This window comes from Nonomuraea purpurea, from assembly GCF_042650645.1.
GTDB classification, from domain to species: domain Bacteria; phylum Actinomycetota; class Actinomycetes; order Streptosporangiales; family Streptosporangiaceae; genus Nonomuraea; species Nonomuraea purpurea.
In genome coordinates, this window is record NZ_JBHSBI010000002.1 from 20,551 (window position 1) to 37,654 (window position 17,104).

Below are 17,104 nucleotides of genomic sequence, written 5' to 3' on the forward strand. Positions count from 1 at the left end.
TGCGGGAGTGGTCCCGCCCTGCCTGCGAGGTCCTGCGCCGGCTGACGGGGGAATCGCCGGGTCTGTCGCTCGGATAGGCTGCCAGACGTGCGGGAACAGATCAGCTCAGCGTCGAGGATCGTCGTCAAAGTAGGCTCCTCCTCGCTCACCACCCCCGAGGGCATGATCGACGTCGACCGTGTCGATGCCCTGGTGGACGTGCTGGCGGCGCGCCGGCGTACGGGAACGCAGATCGTCCTGGTCTCCTCAGGAGCCATCGCCGCGGGCCTGGGCCCGCTCGGGCTGAGCGCGCGACCGCGTGATCTGGCCACCCAGCAGGCCGCCGCGTCCGTCGGGCAGGGCGTGCTGGTCGCCCGCTACACCTCTTCCTTCGCCCGCTACGCTCTGCGCGTCGGCCAGGTGCTGCTGACCGCCGACGACATGATGCGCCGCGCCCACCACGCCAACGCCCAGCGCACTCTCACCAGGCTGCTGGAGCTGGGCATCGTGCCCATCGTCAACGAGAACGACACGGTGGCCACCGACGAGATCCGCTTCGGCGACAACGACCGGCTGGCGGCGCTGGTCTCCCACCTGATCAGGGCCGACGCCCTGGTGCTGCTGTCGGACGTCGACGCTCTCTACGACGGCCCGCCCAGCCGCAGCGGCACCCGGCGGCTGGCCGAGATCCGCGGGCCGGAAGACCTGGCCGGCGTCGAGCTGGGCAAGAACGGCGCCTCGGTCGGCACCGGCGGCATGGTGACCAAGGTCCAGGCGGCCAGGATCGCCACCGGCGCGGGTGTCCCCGTCGTGCTCACCGCGGCCGCCCACGCGGCCCAGGCGCTCAGCGGCGCCGACATCGGCACCTACTTCCACCCGGGAGGCCGCCACCCCGGCACGCGCCTGCTCTGGCTGGCGCACGCCACCACGGGGCGGGGCCGGCTTCACCTCGACCAAGGGGCGGTCGAGGCCATCGTGGCGCGGCGCAAGTCGCTGCTGCCCGCGGGGGTGACGTCCGTGGAGGGTGAGTTCGCCGCGGGCGATCCGGTGGATCTGTGCGCGCCCGAGGGGCTCGTGGTGGCCAGGGGGCTGGTCAACTTCGACGCCACCGAGATCCCCGACCTGCTCGGCCGTTCCACCAGGGAGCTGGCCAGCGCCCTCGGTCCGGAATATGAACGCGAGCTGATCCACCGCGACGACATCGTCATACTGGAAGCCCATAGCTGATGAGAGCCGAGCCATGACTACAGAGTTCCTGAAGGTCGCCCAGGCGGCGCGAGAGGCCGCCGCCGAGCTGGCCCCGTTGCCCCGGGCGCCGAAGGACGGGGCGCTGCGCGCCATCGCCGACGCCCTGGTCGCCCACGCGGCGGAGCTTGTCGCGGCCAACGCCGAGGACGTCGAGCGGGCCAGGGCGCAGGGCACGTCCGAGGCGATGATCGACCGGCTGCGTCTCGACGAGGGCAGGATCGCGGCCATCGCCGAGGCCGTGCGCCAGGTCGCCGACCTGCCCGACCCGGTCGGCGAGGTGGTGCGCGGCGCCACGCTGCCCAACGGGCTGGAGTTGCGCCAGCTCAGGGTGCCGCTCGGCGTGATCGGCATCATCTACGAGGGCCGCCCCAACGTCACCGTCGATGCCGCCGCGCTCTGCCTCAAGAGCGGCAACGCCACGCTGCTGCGGGGCTCGTCGAGCGCCTACTCCTCCAACGTCGCCCTGGTGAAGGTCATGCAGGACGCGCTTGAGGGCACCGAGGTGCCCTCGGGGGCCGTTCAGCTCGTGCCGGGGCAGAGCCGCGACTCGGTCAAGGAGCTCATGCGGGCCCGGGGGCTGGTCGACGTGCTGATTCCGCGCGGCGGGGCATCGCTGATCAACTCGGTGGTCGAGGAGTCGACGGTGCCGGTGATCGAGACCGGCGTCGGCAACTGCCACGTCTACGTCGACGCCGAGGCCGACGTGAACCTGGCCGTGCAGATTCTGGTCAACGCCAAGGCGCAGCGGCCGTCGGTGTGCAACGCGGCCGAGACGTTCCTCGTGCACGAGAAGATCGCCGACGTGTTCGTGCCCGCCGCGCTGGCGGCGCTGCGCGAGGCGGGCGTGACCGTGCACGGCGACGAGCGGATCGCCGGCTACGGCGCAGACGTCGTGCCCGTCACCGACGACGACTTCTTCACCGAGTTCCTCTCGCTCGACATCGCCGCCGCGGTCGTCGGCTCCCTGGAGGAGGCGGTGGCGCACATCAGGAAATACGGCTCCGCCCACACCGACGCGATCGTCACCAGGTCCCAGGGGGCGGCGCGCAGGTTCGTCGCTCTGGTCGACTCGGCGGCGGTGGCGGTCAACGCCTCGACCAGGTTCACCGACGGGGGCGAGTTCGGGTTCGGGGCGGAGATCGGCATCTCCACGCAGAAGCTGCACGCGCGCGGCCCGATGGGGTTGCCCGAATTGACGTCGACCAAGTGGGTGTATACGGGCGAGGGGCATTTGCGCACGTCAGAGGGTACGGTGGTGGCCGGTTAGTCGGCGTGTCGGCCTGACCGTAACCGGGCGGCCTGGGTTGACTGGGAGGCATGGACATCGTGGTCGCCCTCATCTTCTGTGCCGTGGTGCTGTTCGGCGCCGATCGGCTGCTGCTCTGGCTCGAGAGCCGGGGCCATGTCAACTGGCGCAGGAGGCGTCGCAGGCCGCTGTCGGAGGAGCCCACGGCCGGGCTCGACAGCATGCTCTCCGACCACAGTCATCGCTAATCCTTCGGCGTGCCTCAAGCGATGACTCGGGTCCCGGCGCTAGGGTTGTGTCCCTTATGGGCGGGCCGGGCAGGGAGAGACGGTGAGCAAGCTCGGCAAGGTCGGGCCGTACACCTTGGTCGAGCGGCTTGGCCGGGGCGGCATGGGCGAGGTCTACCTCGCCACCACCCGCCGGGGCGAGCGCGTCGCGCTCAAGGTCCTGCACGACCTGAGCGAGGACGAGACCGCCCGCATCCGGCTTGAGCGGGAGGTCCGGGCGCTGCGCCGGGTCGAGAGCCCGTATGTCGCCAAGGTCCTCGACGCCGACCTGAGCTGCGCGCGGCCGTACCTGGTCATGGAGCAGATCGAGGGCGCCACGCTGCTCGATCGCGTCCGCCAGAGCGGCCCCCTCGACGTGTCCCAGCTCGTGGACCTGGCCCAGGGCATCGCCGCCGCGCTGGCCATCACCCACGCGGCCGGAGTCGTGCACCGCGACCTCAAGCCGAGCAACATCATCATGGGCGCGCAGGGGCCCGTGCTGATCGACTTCGGCATCGCGCAGGTGCTCGACGCGACCCGGCTGACCATGACGGGCACGTTCCTCGGCACGCCCGGCTACACCGCGCCGGAGATCTTCGCCGACGAGCACGTCGACTCGCCGGCCGACGTGCACGCCTGGGCGGCGACCGTGGCGTTCGCCGCTACTGGGCGGCCGACGTTCGGGCGGGGGACGGCCGAGGCGCAGATGTACGCGGTGCTGAACGGGCAGGCCGATCTCAAGGGCGTGCCCGTTCAGCTGCTGCCGCTGGTGCGGGCCGCGCTCAACCGGGAGCCGGGCAAGCGGCCGACGGCGGCGCTGCTGGCCGATCGGCTGTCACGGCTGGCCAAGGCCACGAGCGGGGCCGATCCCGAGCCCGTCAGGTCGGCGGCCGTGGCCGAGGAGAGCAAGGCGAGCCGGGCGGAGGAGTCGGCCCGCGGCGAGGCGAAGCCCTCGCGCAGCAGGCCGAACACCGCGGAGAGCAAGGTGCCCGCGCCACGCGCGCGGGCCGGCGCCGACGGCAAGGGCGCGGCCGTGCGCGCCGCGCCCGACGGCAAGAGCGCCGCTGCCAGGACCCGCGCCGCGCCCGAGGGGAAGGCCGCGACCCGCAGCCGTGCCGGGGCGGAGGCGAAGGTGCCCGCTCCGCGCGGCCGCACGGGCGGCGACGGCAAGGCCACCGGGCCGCGCCAGCGTACGCCCGCGGCGGTCAGGAACCGGACGGAGGTCAGGAGGAAGGCCGCGCTCAAGGCCGAGTCGGCCACCACGCTGCCCGCGGGCAACGGCGCGCTGCTGCTGCTCGCGGTGCTGGCCGTGCCGTGCGTGGTGGCCTCGGTGATCTGGCCGATCGCCTCGATCGCGATCACGACGGTGTTCGTGGTGCTGACCAGGACGCTCTGGATGAGCCACTGGACGGTCAGGAAACGCAGCTCACGGCGTACCCGGATGACGCTGCGCGTGCTGCTCTTCCCGCTCGCGTTCTCGGGGGCGGCGCTGACCGCCGTGGTGTGGCCGGGCGTGCCCGTCGCGGTGGCGTCGGGCGGCGCGCTCTGGCTGACCGGCGGCGGCCAGATCGAGTCTGACTGGTGGCAGCAGCCGGCGCCCGTGACGGTGGCGGGCGTGGTGTTCGGGATGCTGTGTGGCGGCATCACCGGGCGCGAGATCGAGCGGATCGGCCATCGGCTGCCCGACCTGCGCAGGGAGGGGCTGCGCGCCCTGGCGGTGCTGGGCGGGTTCGTCGCCCTGTGCGCGGCCGCCGTACGCGCGATCGCCCTGCTGCTCTGACCCGCCGCCGCTCTCGGAGGAGGGCCACGGCGGGTCACCGCGGCTGATCAAGCAGGATCGGCCGCGATCCTGGGCTCAGCCCTGGCCGCCGTCGCGGCGGGAGAAACGGTTGAAGATGCGCTCGCCCGCGTTGACGGCGCCCTCGGCCACGTCGCGCAGCACGCCGATGAACGGGTCCTGCGACTGCGACCAGGACGCGCGGTAGGACTCGGCCGCGGCCTTGATCTCGTCGGTCACCCGTGCGTTGGAGTCGTCCTCCCTGCGCGGGTAGTCGCCGCTCAGGATGCGCTCGTACTCGCCGCTGCGCTGCCACTTGTCCAGCTCGGCCACGCGCACCACGGCGAACGGGTGGGTGGTGCCGAGCAGGTTGAGCACCTTGAGGAAACCGTCGCGAAGGTCGCCCGCGGTGTCGTATTCCTGGTACTGCGCCAGGAACGCCTCGATGTTCATCTCGTGGGTGTAGTCGCCGCCGGCGAGCTTCATCAGCGCCCTCTTGGCCGCCTCCGGGTCCTGGCCGGTCAGCAGGCCGCCGCGGTCGGAGGACAGCTCCGACTTGCGGTACCACTCCTCCAGGCCTGCGACGATCGCCCGCAGGCCGATGTAGCCGAGCGGGATCCAGGCGACGCGAGTGGCCAGAGTGGTGAGGATGTCGAGCATCGTCCGGTAGACCGCGTGTCCGGACAGGATGTGCGAGGTCTCGTGGCCGATGACGAAGCGCTGCTCCTCCTCGTTCATGAGGTTGAGCAGGCCGGTGGTCACGACGATGAACGGGTCGTCGAAGCCGATGGCCTTGGCCTGGACCTGCGGGTCCTGCTGGACGTAGATCTCCGGGATCCGGTGCAGGTCGAGGGTGTAGGCGGCATCGCGGCCCATATCGTAGAGGGAGCGGAACTGGGTCTCACTCACTCGCACGGCCGACGCCAGGTACATCAGGCGCAGCCGGCGTTCGCTTACTAGGCCGGACATCTGCTTGAGAACCGTATCGAACCCACTCAACTTGCGCAGAGCGACCAGGGCGGACCGGTCTGCGGGGTGTTCGTAGGCTCGGGACGAGATGCCGGGCAGTTGGACGCGGTTGCGGTCCGGGGTGGTCGTCATGCCCGGCATGCTACGTCCGCAACTCATGTGGTGCGCGGTCATCACGAAGGGGGGTCCCATCATGTTGTCCGAATGCCTCCGCGTAAGGTCCGTTTCATGATGAATGCGCCTGGTGTGCAGGGGATGCGGAGAGTAGGAGTGATGGGTGGGACGTTCGACCCCATTCATCATGGTCACCTCGTCGCCGCCAGCGAAGTGGCCCACCACTTCGATCTCGACGAGGTCGTGTTCGTGCCGACGGGACGGCCCTACCAGAAAACCGAGCGCGAGGTCTCGGCCGCCGAGGACCGCTATCTCATGACGGTCATCGCGACCGCCTCGAACCCCCGCTTCTCCGTCAGCAGAGTGGACGTGGACCGCCCCGGGCCGACGTTCACGATCGACACGTTGCGCGATATCGCGGAGATTTACGGCCCTCGAACCGAGCTCTACTTCATCACCGGCGCCGACGCGCTCGGCGCCATTCTCGGCTGGCAGGACGCCGACGAGCTGTTCCAGCTCGCCCATTTCGTCGGTTGCACGCGCCCCGGGCACACACTGCACGATCCCGGCCTGCCCGAGGGCCGGGTGACGTTGCTGGAAATTCCCGCACTGGCCATTTCGTCGTCCGAGTGCCGGCAACGTGTGGCTAAAGGGGAGCCGATTTGGTATCTGGTACCCGACGGAATCGTGCAGTACATCAACAAACGAGGGCTGTATCACGCCGAGGGATGAAGGTCTCCGTGCCGTACGTGAGGGGTTTCGGCCTGGAAGGGTACCCTCAACGTATGGGCATGCTGCCGACACAGGAGGACAGACCCGCATCGTGACCGCATCTGACAGATCCGTCCAGCTCGTGCGCATCGCCGCGGAGGCCGCGGCCGACAAGCTGGCCGATGACATCCTCGCATACGACGTGAGCGAACAGCTCGTCATCACCGACGCCTTCCTGCTCTGCTCCGCCACCAACGACCGCCAGGTCCGCGCCATCGTCGACGAGATCGAGGAGCGGCTGCGCACCGAGGCCGACGCCAAGCCCGTCCGCCGCGAGGGCGAGCGCGAGGGCCGCTGGGTCCTGCTCGACTACATCGACATCGTCGTACACGTCCAGCACGAGGAAGACCGTACGTTCTACGCGCTCGAGCGCCTGTGGAAGGACTGCCCGGCCATTTCGCTGCCGGAGAGCGTCATGCAGGCCAACCTGCAGCGGGCGCGCACTTGAGTAAAAGGATCGTATGTCTGCGGCATGGGCAGACCCTGTGGAACGTTGAGAAGCGCTTCCAGGGACATTCCGACATCCCCCTCGACGAAACCGGCTTGGCGCAGGCCGCCAGGGCCGCTTCGTTGCTGGCGTCGCTACGCCCAACCATGATCGTCTCCTCCGACCTCCAGCGGGCCAACGACACCGCGCTCGCGCTCGGCCGCCTCATCGGGCTCGACGTGACCGTGGACAAGGACTTCCGCGAACGCGGCGGCGGGCAGTGGGAAGGTCTCACGCGCGACGAGATCGCCACGCGCTGGCCCGAGGAGTACGCCGCCTGGGAGGCCCCGGACGGTGAACCCGTCACCGACGTGGCCACCAGAGTGTCGGCCGCCATGCGCCGGTGGGCGGCCAAACTCGACGACGAAGGACTGCTGGTCGTGGCCTCCCACGGGGCCGCGCTACGGCTCGGCATCTGCGAAATCCTCGGACTGCCCGAGGAGCTGTGGCCCGCGCTGGGCGGCCTGGGCAACTGCTCCTGGTCGGTGTTGCAGGAGGGACGCAAGGGATGGCGGCTCCTGGAGCACAACGCCGGCACCCTGCCGGAGCCCGTCAGCAGTGACGACAAACCGGAAGCGTAGGAAGGCTCGTACGGCTCGGGGGCCGTACGACCGCCCACCTGGATCGAGGTTCGTGGTGGAGTCGTCGGCATGGGACAAGAACGCATCACCGAGATCGTGCCAGGGGTCCACGCGTGGGTACAGCCCGACGGCACGTGGTGGGTCAACAACGCCGGAGTGGTGACCGGCGACGAGGGCACCGTGGTGATCGACACGTGCGCCACGGAGCAGCGTACCCGCAGGTTCCTGAACGCGGTCGCCGCGGCCACCGGCGACGCGCCCATCCGGGCCGCGGTCAACACCCACCAGCACGGCGACCACACCTACGGCAACTGCCTGCTGCCCCGCCAGGCCGTGATCATCGGCCACGAGAACGTCCGCGAGGCGGTCCTGGCCGACTCCATCATCGACCGATGCCCGCCCTTCTGGTCGCCGGTGCCCGACTGGGGCGGGGTCAGCAGGCGGCCGCCGTCGCTCGTGTTCCGCTCAGAGCTGACGATCTACGACGGCGGGCGGCGGATCGACCTGCGCCATCCCGGGTACCGGGCCCACACCGACGGCGACGTGGTCGTGTGGCTGCCCGACGAACGCGTGCTGTTCACCGGCGACCTGCTCTTCCACGGGCTGACACCGCTGGTGCTGATGGGGTCGGTGGAGGGGGCGCTGCGGGCGCTGGACTGGGTGGCGGACTTCGAGCCCGCGCACGTGGTACCCGGCCACGGGCCGCTCGCCGACGCGGCCACGCTCCCCGGCATCCTGGCCGATCACGAACGGTACTACCGGTTCCTGCTCGACGTCGGGCGCAAGGGGCTGGAGGACGGGCTCAGCCCGCTGGAGACGGCCAGGCGCGCCGACCTGGGCGCCTTCGAGGGGTGGGCCGACGCCGAGCGACTGGTGCTCAATCTGCATCGGGTGTACGCGGACGCGGCGGGCGCCGACGTGGACATCATGGCGGCGCTCCGCGACGCCGTGAGGTGGAACGGGGGGCCGATGCCGACGAGGGTGTGACCTGGGTGGGAGGCTCGATGGCGCTGGGTGGTGCGCGATTAGGCGAATCGGCGCGGATGGCTATATGCTCTCGGAGCGCCGCAACGGGCGGACCCGGAGCGGTGATCAGGGGCTATGGCGCAGTTGGTAGCGCGCCTCCATGGCATGGAGGAGGTCTGGGGTTCGAATCCCCATAGCTCCACCCACGTGGTGTAATTCGCTCAACGGCGGTGTTCTTCGCGACACCGCCGTTCTGCGTTTCTTGACCTCGCCGTGGCGGCATCCAGGCCGCCCCGCTTCGATACGGTCGACGCCGCTCTCGGGGCGTGTGCCGGTCTTCAGGTGAAGTGCTCCTTGAGGATCACTCCGTGGACGCCGGTGGTCCTGTCGACCACCTGTGAAATCTCGAAGTCGGCCGCGGCCGACAGGTAGGCATAGGCGACGGCGCGGTCCATGCCCTGGTCGTGTTCGAGGAAGTCGAGCGCGTTGACCACCGCCCGGCGCATGGCCACGTCGAGGTCGTTCCCCTGGCCGTTCTGGGAGCCGTCGGGGTCGGACAGCCCGATCGGCACCCACGACTGGGCGGTTTCGGCGAAGGGGTAGCGGAAGGCGACAGAAGGGGCGTCCCCGGATCCGGCCTTGCACACGGTGAGCCGGAATGTGGCGCGCAGCGAGCCCTCCATGGCGGTCAGCGCCGCCTCTCCGCCGCCCATCGCGTGGTGCGGGTCGCCGGTGTAGAAGAGCGCCCCTTCGGCGAACACCGGCAGGTAGAAGGTCGCGCCGACGCCGAGCAGGTTGATGTCGATGTTGCCGCCGCCGAGGGTGGGCGGGATCGAGTTGAGCGCCGGATCCGTCAGCCGGTCCGCCGTCGCGAAGGCGACGCCCATCATGCCCATGAACGGGCGCAGCGGGAAGGTCACCTCGCCGGCGTTTCCGCGCTTCATGACGCCGCTCGGCACGCCCTTGCGCCCCCGGCGTACCGGTGTGAACACCGACACGTTGCCATAACCGGTCGGATCGCCCGTGGGCCGTCCGTCGGCAGCCACGGGCGGCATGACCTCGTCCAGGGTGATCCCGTCCGGTGCGCCGCCGCCGGACGTCCTGGCCAGCGCGCCTTTTCCATGGCGGCTCGACACGACGCCGTACGGCACGCGCGGCAACATCGACAACATCTCGACCTTGAGCACGTCGCCCCGCCGCGCGCCGTCCACGTGGATCGGGCCCGTCACGACGTGCGGTCCGTCGACGTCGAAGTCGCGGGCCGTACGGGAGTAGTCGCGGGCGATCGCGATCGCGTCCTGGAGCACGTTCGCGCGGGGGACGCCGTGCTCGCCGAAGTAGGAGACGGGGTCGCGGCCCTGGTCTTCGAGGATGCCCTCGTGGGAGACCGAGTCGACGGTGACCGTCTCGCCCGAGCGCATGCGGAGCACGGGCGGGCTGTTGAGCGCCGGGACGTACCCCCATCTGACCTGCTCGACTGTTGAAGGCAGATAGTGCTTGCCGTGGATCGGGCCCTTGCGGGGCTGGAGGATTTCGCGGGGGAGTGTTGTGGCCGAGGCGGGTGGGGTGGCGGTGGTAAGTGCCGTTCCTGTCATGATCGCCGCTGCGCGGAGGAAGTTTCTGCGGCCCAGTTTGCTGATCAGAGCGTCGCGGACGTCCGGTACTCTCATGGCTTTCTCCCTGCGGCCCTCGGTGGATCGCACACGATCGTGTAGTACGCCTGTTACGTCCCTGTGTGCGGGAGATTTCCGTGGGCCGGTTTCCGTTGGCGGGGCCCTTGGGAGCTGGTGTCCGCCCAGATGATCCGTCCGAACGTTGCGCAGTTGGTGGCAAGATCCGCTCGGACTGTGAAAGGGGTGTGTTCGCGGCTCCTCACAGCGGAGGGCGCGCCGGTGGGGTTTACTCGTTCTGCGGCCAGTAGGGGGCCGAGAGCTGGGCGGCGGAGGTGATGGCGGTGCCGTCGAGTTCGACGATGCTCAGCTCGATTCCACCGATGGGCCACTCCACGGCGAGTTCGAAGGTCTCCGGAGGTGGTGAGGGCCAGAGCCACAGCCCCACGGTGGTGACACCCGCTTCTTCGTCGCCGCTGCGCATCGACACGCCACCGAGCAGCCAGGAAAGCTTCGGGCCCCGTGGGGGCTCCTGCGTGAGCTGGGTTCTGTCGAAACGCTGGCCGACGGTGGTGACCTTGGTGCCGTCGGCGAAGCGCACGCCGAACCGTAGCAGGTTGTCCGGTAGCTGACCGGCTCTCAGCCCGGTGACCATGTGCTGGTACACGGACAGTTGGAGGGCTTTGAATTCATCGAAGGACAGGGTGTGGCGCCTGGTGACGATGTCCACGTTCATCAGGCAACCAGTGCTGAACGCCTGGATCGTCGGCAACGTGATGACGACGTTCGGCGTACGGGCCAGAACCAGATCGATGGCCATCAGCGCGCCCATTTCTTCCGCCGGTGGGGCGTACCAAGAGGGCAGGCCAGGCTTGGGCGGGCGAGTCGATTCTTCTTGCGCCGATAGGGGTTCGAAGAACATATCCCCACCATACGGAGAATCCTATGGGTGCGCGGTTTGTGGAATTTGAGGGATCACGTCGGATGGAAGCGGTGGGGTGGTGTGTGGATGTCGAATGAGAGGTGAGGTTGGGCGAGGATCGAGTGGGGTGGGGTGTCCGGGGTGATCAGACCCAGGCGTTCGAAGAGCGGGAAACGGGCGGTTGTGGCGGTGAGGTGGCGGGGGCGCATGACCGGGTGCCAGATGGTGTAGGCGCCTATTCGGCCGTTTCGGCGGCGATACCAGCCTTGGGTGGGGTGGGTGAGGCGTTCCAGCCAGTCGGATTCGTCCGTGAAACCGTCCAGGGTTGTCAGTGGCTTGGGGAGTTCGGTCGCGTCGCAGTGGGTGTCGCCGGCCTCAAGACGCCAGTGGGCTGGGGCTGCGGTCCAGTTCGCGGCGATACGGATGTGGGCGCGGCTCCATGGCATGCCCCAAAGGTGTTGCGGGATGGCCACGACGGGGTGGTCGAGGGTGGTGGCGAAGAACCAGACGCCTGGTTTGTCGTTCGCGGTGACGTAGGCGCGGTAGTTGATCTGGCCGCAGTTGATGGATGCCTGGGGGAGGAAACGGAAGTGGAAGTCGCGGTCTCGGAAGGCGACGGCGGAGATCAGGGTTCCAGGGCGGCCGTCGGCGAAGGTCATCCGCATCGGGGTGAAGCCGGGAGGAAGGTGCTGGATGAGGGCGTCTGTGGACACTCGGTAGCTCACGATGGCGAAGTCGTCCAGCTCTGTGCGTGCGTGGTACCAGCGCGGACGAGGCTGGGGCGTCCCGGCGAAGCTCATGTCCGAAAGCGTATGAGCGGCCATGGCGGTCGGTGCGGCGGCCAAGCAATTGCCTGGCCGCCGCACCGGCGCGTTCTTATCTCAGTGCGTACGCGCGATCGATCGTCTGTGTGACCGAGCCGCCCGCCGAATCGGACGCCGTCACTCGCAACGATACGAATCCGCTCGTCTGTCCGAGCGCCGGATGCGAGAGTTCCACCCGGAATCGCCCGTCACCGCGCTTCTTCACCCGGGAGGCTTCGCTCCAGTTCGCCCCGTCATCGACGGAGTACTCCACCTTGACCCGGTTGACGGAGGGTGCCCGGCGGGTGGCGGAGTGGGCGGCTGCCCGTAGGTCGAAGGCGAAGGGGGATCCGGCGGCGGCCCGGTTCAGCAGGTCGAGCGGCAGGTCGTAGGTGACCTGGACGGCCGGCTGGAACGAGCAGCCCGTCCCGAACGTGCACGTGTAGCCCCGGGGCGCCCCCGACGACGGCGCTGAAGAGGGGAAGCGCGTGGTCGTGGTGACCTTTCTGGACAGTGCGCGGTCGGTGGTGTCCACCGCCTCCAACCGGTACGTCCCGGCCGTTCCCGGTACCGTGAACGAGCGCGGTAGACGCCCCTGCACCGGCACCTCCTGCTCCTCGACGAACAGCCGGGGCGCCGACGTGGTGGGGCCGAGGCCGCTGTAGTGGCGGGAGTCGGAGTCCAGCCACTGTTCGGCGGGCACGAAACGGTCGCCGTCCCGGCACAGCGCGCACGGCACCTTGGCCGGGTAGCCGTCCGGCACGTCGGCCGCCCCCGGGACCAGCGGCGCCTTGAACCACTCCTCGGAAATCCGCCGGTCGCGGCCGGTGAAGCGGTCGGCCGAGTAGAGGTCCAGGCCGTTGTTGGTGATCGTGCGCGTCCAGACGACGTCGTCGGAGACGGGGCCGAAGTACTCGGTGCGGGCGACCGGCATCCGCAGCGACCCGCCGTACACCATTCGTCCGGGTTCCTCGCCGGTTGTCGACTCCGCGTACTCCCAGCCGCTGCTGTCGGGTTTGTCGGCGTGGTAGGCGGTGTCGATGCGGACGAGCCGGTTCGTGTCGGCCTTGACCGGACGTGCGGGCACCCGTCCGCGTTCGTCGAAGCGCAGGTGGTAGACGACGTCCGGCCCCGTGTACGGCTCCAGCCGCAGCGACAGCGGCCCCTTGCCGAGTTCGGCCCGTACGGCCCGGCCCTCGGCGGCGGTCAGGCCCATTGTGCGGAACGACGATCCCCAGGACGGCACCCGCGCCCTGGCGCCGTCGGCGTCGAGGTAGCCGAGGATGCCGGCCGCGCCCCGCCTGTAGGCGTTCAGCGCGGCGTCGTCCATCTTCGCGCTCGCGGTGACGTATGGCTTGTCCCCGCCCTCGACCGGAATCCCGGCCAGGACGACCTTGCCGGTCACGTCCACGGTCTCGAAGTCCTCCGGCCGTCCTTGGCCGACCCAGACGACCGGGTATGTCGTGGTGGTGGTCACCTCACGCATGGGGTCCATGTCGTACATCGGATGCAGCGCGAGCTTGCCGGCCGTCACCGAGCTGAGCACGGGCGGTTCGAGGTTCCACTGGTGGGAAAGGCGTAGCTTGCCCGCCTTGACCGAGGAGACCGGCGAGACGTACAGGTTGTTCCCGCCGCCCGAGGCTCCCGCGTACAGCGAGACCGGCTGGGTGCGGTCGGTGAACGTGCGCACGTAGTACGCCTGCGCGCCCCCGTCCAGCGCCTTGTCGGTCTCCGGTCGGAGCCGGACCGTCTTGCGGGCGTCGAGGGTGACGGTCTCGTCCCCGTCGAGGCGGACGTTCTCGATCGCCCAGCTGATGCGGTTGGTGAGCTTGCGCTCGTTGACGACGCCGATCACCTCGTAGTCGCCCGCGGGCAGGGAGAACTCGCCCGCGCCCGCCCAGTCGGTGCGGGTGAAGTAGTACCCGTACGGGTTGAACGGGTCCTCGGGGCTGTTGCCCCGCTTCAGCGGGATCGCGTACACAAGGGGCTCGGCCTGCCACTCGGGGAAGAACTCCTTGGTCCCGTACGAGTTGACCAGCGACACCCCGAGCCGGTGCGTGGCGGGCCCCGTGTAGTAGCTGAACGGCGTGACCACCTGGACGTCCCCGCCGCTCGCGGTCACCCAGCCGCCGTACGCGCCCGTCTGGCCCGCCGACGGGTCGACCGTGAGGTCCACCGTGGCGGTGCCACCGGCGGGCACGGTGACGCTCCGGGCGCCCAGCTTGATCGCCTTGCCGGGGGCGGGCTTGCCGCTCCAGCCGCGCGTGTCGAGCGAGACGGCCAGCGTGACCGGCTCCTTGCCGGTGTTGCGGTAGGTGATCTGGCGGGTGGCGGGCTTGCCGAGCAGGCGGAAGTCGACCACCGACGTCGCGAACACGCTCTGGGTGACCGCGCGGGCCACGTCCACCCGGCCGCTGCCCTGCTCGAACCAGTTGTTCCCGTCGGTGCGCGCGGCCGTCGAGGTCAGCGCGTCCCGCAGCTCGCCGGCCTGCCAGTCGGGATGCTGCTGGGCCAAGATCGCCGCCGCGCCGACCACGTGCGGCGTCGCCATGGAGGTGCCGCTGAGGGTGGTGTACTTGTCGTCGCCGGGAAGGGCGGGCAGCGAGGAGCCGGACGAACGGGCGGCCACGATGTCCACGCCGGGGGCGACGATGTTCGGCTTGACCGCCGCGTCGTCCAGCCGGGGGCCCCTGCTGGAGAACTCCGCGAGGGTCGTGCCGGTCGTCTTGTCCACCGCGCCCACGGCCAGCGCCTCGTCGGCCGCCGCGGGGACCTCGACTTCGAGCGCTTTGCCCCGGTTGCCGGCGGCCGTCACGAACAGCGTCCCGTGCTTCTTGGTGAGTTCGTTCAGCGCCTGGCTCATCGGGTCGGTGCCGTTGCCGCAGCAACTGCCCAGGCTCAGGTTCACCACGTCGGCGCCCTGCGTCGCGGCCCACTCCATGCCGGCGATCGCCCACGACCAGTCGCCCCGGCCGCCGTCGTCGAGCACCTTGCCGACCAGCAGCGAAGCGGCGGGCGCGACCCCCTTGTACTTCTCTCCCGCGCCCGCGATCGTCGAGGCGACGTGCGTGCCGTGCCCCTTCTTGTCGGCGATGTCGGCGGAGCCGGAGAAGTTCTTGGTGGCGATGATGCGTCCGGCGAAGTCCGGATGATTCACATCGATACCGGTGTCGAGCACGGCGACCTTGACGCCCTTGCCGTCGAAGCCGCGCTCCCAGCCGGTGGGTGCGCCGATCAGCGGGACGCTCTGGTCGAGCGACACCTCCGTCTTGCGGTCCAGCCAGATCTTGCGGATCCCGGTGGCCGACCTGCCGAGCGAGCCCCTGTCGGCGCGCAGCCCCGCCCAGAACGTGTCGGCCTCGCCGGTCGCCACGGTCATCGCGGCGCCGTTGATGCTGTCGAGCGCCCTCACGTTCTCGCCGGCGGGAAGGGCTTCGGCGGAACGCGCGAGCGCGGCGGGAGCCGGGTCGCCCGCGTAGGTCACCAGCAGCGGGATCGCCTTGTCACGCTGGTCGTTGGCCAGCGTCTCGACGTCGAACAGCTCCTCGTCGAGCTCTCCCGCGGCGACCATCGAGGCGGCGTCGGAGGGCAGGACGAGGTAGCCGCCGTCCCGGCTGGGCAGCGTGGCGAAGGTGACGCTCGCGCCGTCCGCCCTGGGCGCCTGCTTGATGGCGATGGAGGGGACGCCGTTGTCCGTGGGCGTGTACTCGACGACGTCGCCCGTGATGAGCGTGAGGGTGGTGGCGGCCGGCTGGGTCTCAGCGGGTTCCGCGGCCACGGATGCCGCCTGGTCGGGCGGCGCGGCGGCGCTGGGGGCGACGCCGGCGGCGAACACGAGCGCGAAGCCCGATAAGGCGGCCGCGAGCCGGTTGTGCGCGTGGGACAAGACATGCCCTTTCGATCATGAGGGAGACAGCATCGGGAGCGCTCCCAAACTTTCCGAAAGGCCATATTTCCATGACGTGATCAGCTCAATCGTGATCTTGCCTGGTAGTCGGGCGGCGACTTTGGGCGACGGGGGCGGAGGCGTTCGAGAGCCGAACGCCTCCGTCCGCTCCTCAGCCGCAGGCGGCGCCGTTCAGCGAGAACGCCGACGCCGCCGACGTGTTGCCGGTGTGCGTCGCCTGGAAGCCGAACGACACGGACGCGCCCGGCGCGACGGTGCCGTTGTAACTCACGTTCCTGGCCGTGACCTGCCCGCCGGACGGCGTGATCGTGGCGTTCCACGCCGAGGTGACCGTCTGCCCGGCCGGGAGCGTGAAGCCCAGGGCCCAGGACGACAACGGGGCCGAGCTCGTGTTGGCGATCGTGACCTCGGCCGTGAAGCCCGTGCTCCAGGAGTTCATCTTGTACGTGACGCGGCAGGCCCCGGGCTCAGGCGTCGGCGTGGGGGTCGGGGTCGGGGTGGGGCCGCCCGCGTCGAGGCCGAAGAAGGCGATCGTGGCGGCGGCCATCCCGCCCATGGGCAGGTTGTGCCCGACGCCCTGCAGGCTGATCGCCTCGACGGGGACCGTCGTGCCGGTGCCGCCGTACCTGGTCCTGGTCCAGTTGGCCTGGGGCTGGTCGGTGCGGCTCGGAGTCTGGCTCAGGCCGTGAACGTTGGTCCACTGCTTGATCTCCTCCTGGAAGTTCGGGTAGCGCAGCGTGGAGTCCTCGGTCCCGTGCCACACCTGCATACGCGGCCGGGGACCGCTGTAGCCGGGGTAGGCGGCGCGTACGAGGTCGCCCCACTGCTGCGGGGTCTTCGTGATCTGGCCGTTGGCGCAGGCGCTGTTCCAGCTCGACCCGTCGGTCGTGGCGAAGCAGCCGAACGGCACGCCCATGTACGCCGCCCCCGCCTTGAAGACGTCGGGGTAGTCGCCGAGCAGGACGTTGGTCATCATGCCGCCCGACGAGGCGCCGGTCACGAACGTGCGGTCGGGATCGGAGCCGTAGCGCTGCTGGACGTACCTGACCATGGAGACGATGCCCACCGGGTCGCTGCCGCCGTCGTGCCGCAGGGCCTGGGGCGAGGAGACGTCGAAGCAGGACCCGCTCCTGGTCGCCGACGGATAGATCACGATGAACTTGTACCGGTCGGCCAGCGAGGCGAACTCGGTGCCGGAGTAGAAGGCCGGGCCTGAGCCCGTGCAGTAGTGCACGGCCACCAGGAGCGGCGGGCGGCTGCCGACGCCGTCGGGGACGTACAGGTGCATGCGTAGGTTGCTGGGGTTGGTACCGAAGCCGGTCACCTCGGTCAGTTGCGCCGACGCGGCCGGAGGCGCCGCGATCAGGCCCGCGACGAGCAGCGTCGCGGCGGCGATCAGGGCGCCTACGATCCGGGCTCTCAGATTCATCGGGTTCCTCTCGTTCGCCTGAAACATTG

Annotated in this window: 14 protein-coding genes and 1 tRNA gene; 9 read left to right on the plus strand and 6 right to left on the minus strand. The window is 69.9% G+C overall.

Translation table 11 applies throughout. From position 1 onward, the window contains the following. Positions 1-87 precede the first annotated feature (87 nt). The 4 genes from proB to ACFOY2_RS03645 all read left to right on the plus strand — a co-directional run bounded on the left by proB (position 88) and on the right by ACFOY2_RS03645 (position 4,519). Positions 88-1,206 (plus strand): glutamate 5-kinase, encoded by a 1,119-nt coding sequence (gene proB, locus ACFOY2_RS03630; protein WP_379526466.1) that lies wholly within the window; start codon positions 88-90, stop codon positions 1,204-1,206. A gap of 13 nt (positions 1,207-1,219) precedes the next feature. Further along, positions 1,220-2,494, plus strand: coding sequence for a glutamate-5-semialdehyde dehydrogenase (locus ACFOY2_RS03635; protein ID WP_379526467.1), 1,275 nt, complete (start codon positions 1,220-1,222; stop codon positions 2,492-2,494). Between the two features lie 50 nt (positions 2,495-2,544). Next, complete coding sequence (locus ACFOY2_RS03640; RefSeq protein WP_379526468.1) at positions 2,545-2,721, plus strand: hypothetical protein; 177 nt, start codon at positions 2,545-2,547, stop codon at positions 2,719-2,721. An 82-nt stretch (positions 2,722-2,803) separates the two neighbouring features. Next, positions 2,804-4,519 (plus strand): serine/threonine protein kinase, encoded by a 1,716-nt coding sequence (locus ACFOY2_RS03645; protein WP_379526469.1) that lies wholly within the window; start codon positions 2,804-2,806, stop codon positions 4,517-4,519. 75 nt (positions 4,520-4,594) lie between these two features. Here the strand turns inward: ACFOY2_RS03645 and ACFOY2_RS03650 are convergent, their stop codons facing one another. Further along, complete coding sequence (locus tag ACFOY2_RS03650; protein ID WP_357826299.1) at positions 4,595-5,626, minus strand: M48 family metallopeptidase; 1,032 nt, start codon at positions 5,624-5,626, stop codon at positions 4,595-4,597. Between the two features lie 87 nt (positions 5,627-5,713). On the opposite strand from ACFOY2_RS03650, the gene nadD reads away from it, so the two are divergent. The 5 genes from nadD to ACFOY2_RS03675 all read left to right on the plus strand — a co-directional run bounded on the left by nadD (position 5,714) and on the right by ACFOY2_RS03675 (position 8,606). Further along, positions 5,714-6,331: a nicotinate-nucleotide adenylyltransferase gene (gene nadD, locus ACFOY2_RS03655; protein WP_379526470.1), complete on the plus strand. Its 618-nt coding sequence runs from the start codon at positions 5,714-5,716 to the stop codon at positions 6,329-6,331. A gap of 91 nt (positions 6,332-6,422) precedes the next feature. Next, on the plus strand, positions 6,423-6,818 hold the full coding sequence (gene rsfS / locus ACFOY2_RS03660; protein WP_127935454.1) for a ribosome silencing factor: 396 nt from the start codon (positions 6,423-6,425) through the stop codon (positions 6,816-6,818). Continuing rightward, positions 6,815-7,438 carry a histidine phosphatase family protein gene (locus tag ACFOY2_RS03665; protein ID WP_357826304.1) on the plus strand — a complete coding sequence of 208 codons (624 nt, stop codon included), beginning with the start codon at positions 6,815-6,817 and terminating at the stop codon, positions 7,436-7,438. Before rsfS ends, ACFOY2_RS03665 begins: the two co-directional genes overlap by 4 nt. Before the next feature lie 69 nt (positions 7,439-7,507). Continuing rightward, on the plus strand, positions 7,508-8,425 hold the full coding sequence (locus tag ACFOY2_RS03670; RefSeq protein ID WP_379526471.1) for an MBL fold metallo-hydrolase: 918 nt from the start codon (positions 7,508-7,510) through the stop codon (positions 8,423-8,425). Positions 8,426-8,533: 108 nt separating this feature from the next. Further along, positions 8,534-8,606 (plus strand) — tRNA-Ala (locus tag ACFOY2_RS03675). Between the two features lie 136 nt (positions 8,607-8,742). Here ACFOY2_RS03675 and ACFOY2_RS03680 read toward each other — a convergent pair. The 5 genes from ACFOY2_RS03680 to ACFOY2_RS03700 form a co-directional block, all read right to left on the minus strand. Then, positions 8,743-10,074 (minus strand): acetamidase/formamidase family protein, encoded by a 1,332-nt coding sequence (locus tag ACFOY2_RS03680; protein WP_379526472.1) that lies wholly within the window; start codon positions 10,072-10,074, stop codon positions 8,743-8,745. 229 nt (positions 10,075-10,303) lie between these two features. Next, positions 10,304-10,834, minus strand: a complete 531-nt coding sequence (locus ACFOY2_RS03685; RefSeq protein WP_379526473.1) for a hypothetical protein — start codon at positions 10,832-10,834, stop codon at positions 10,304-10,306. Between the two features lie 155 nt (positions 10,835-10,989). Next, entirely contained in the window at positions 10,990-11,736 is a 747-nt protein-coding gene (locus tag ACFOY2_RS03690) for a DUF2071 domain-containing protein (RefSeq protein ID WP_379526474.1), read from the minus strand. Between the two features lie 76 nt (positions 11,737-11,812). Further along, positions 11,813-15,625 (minus strand): S8 family peptidase, encoded by a 3,813-nt coding sequence (locus ACFOY2_RS03695; RefSeq protein ID WP_379526475.1) that lies wholly within the window; start codon positions 15,623-15,625, stop codon positions 11,813-11,815. Between the two features lie 172 nt (positions 15,626-15,797). Continuing rightward, positions 15,798-17,075: an extracellular catalytic domain type 1 short-chain-length polyhydroxyalkanoate depolymerase gene (locus ACFOY2_RS03700; RefSeq protein WP_379526476.1), complete on the minus strand. Its 1,278-nt coding sequence runs from the start codon at positions 17,073-17,075 to the stop codon at positions 15,798-15,800. Positions 17,076-17,104 lie beyond the last annotated feature (29 nt).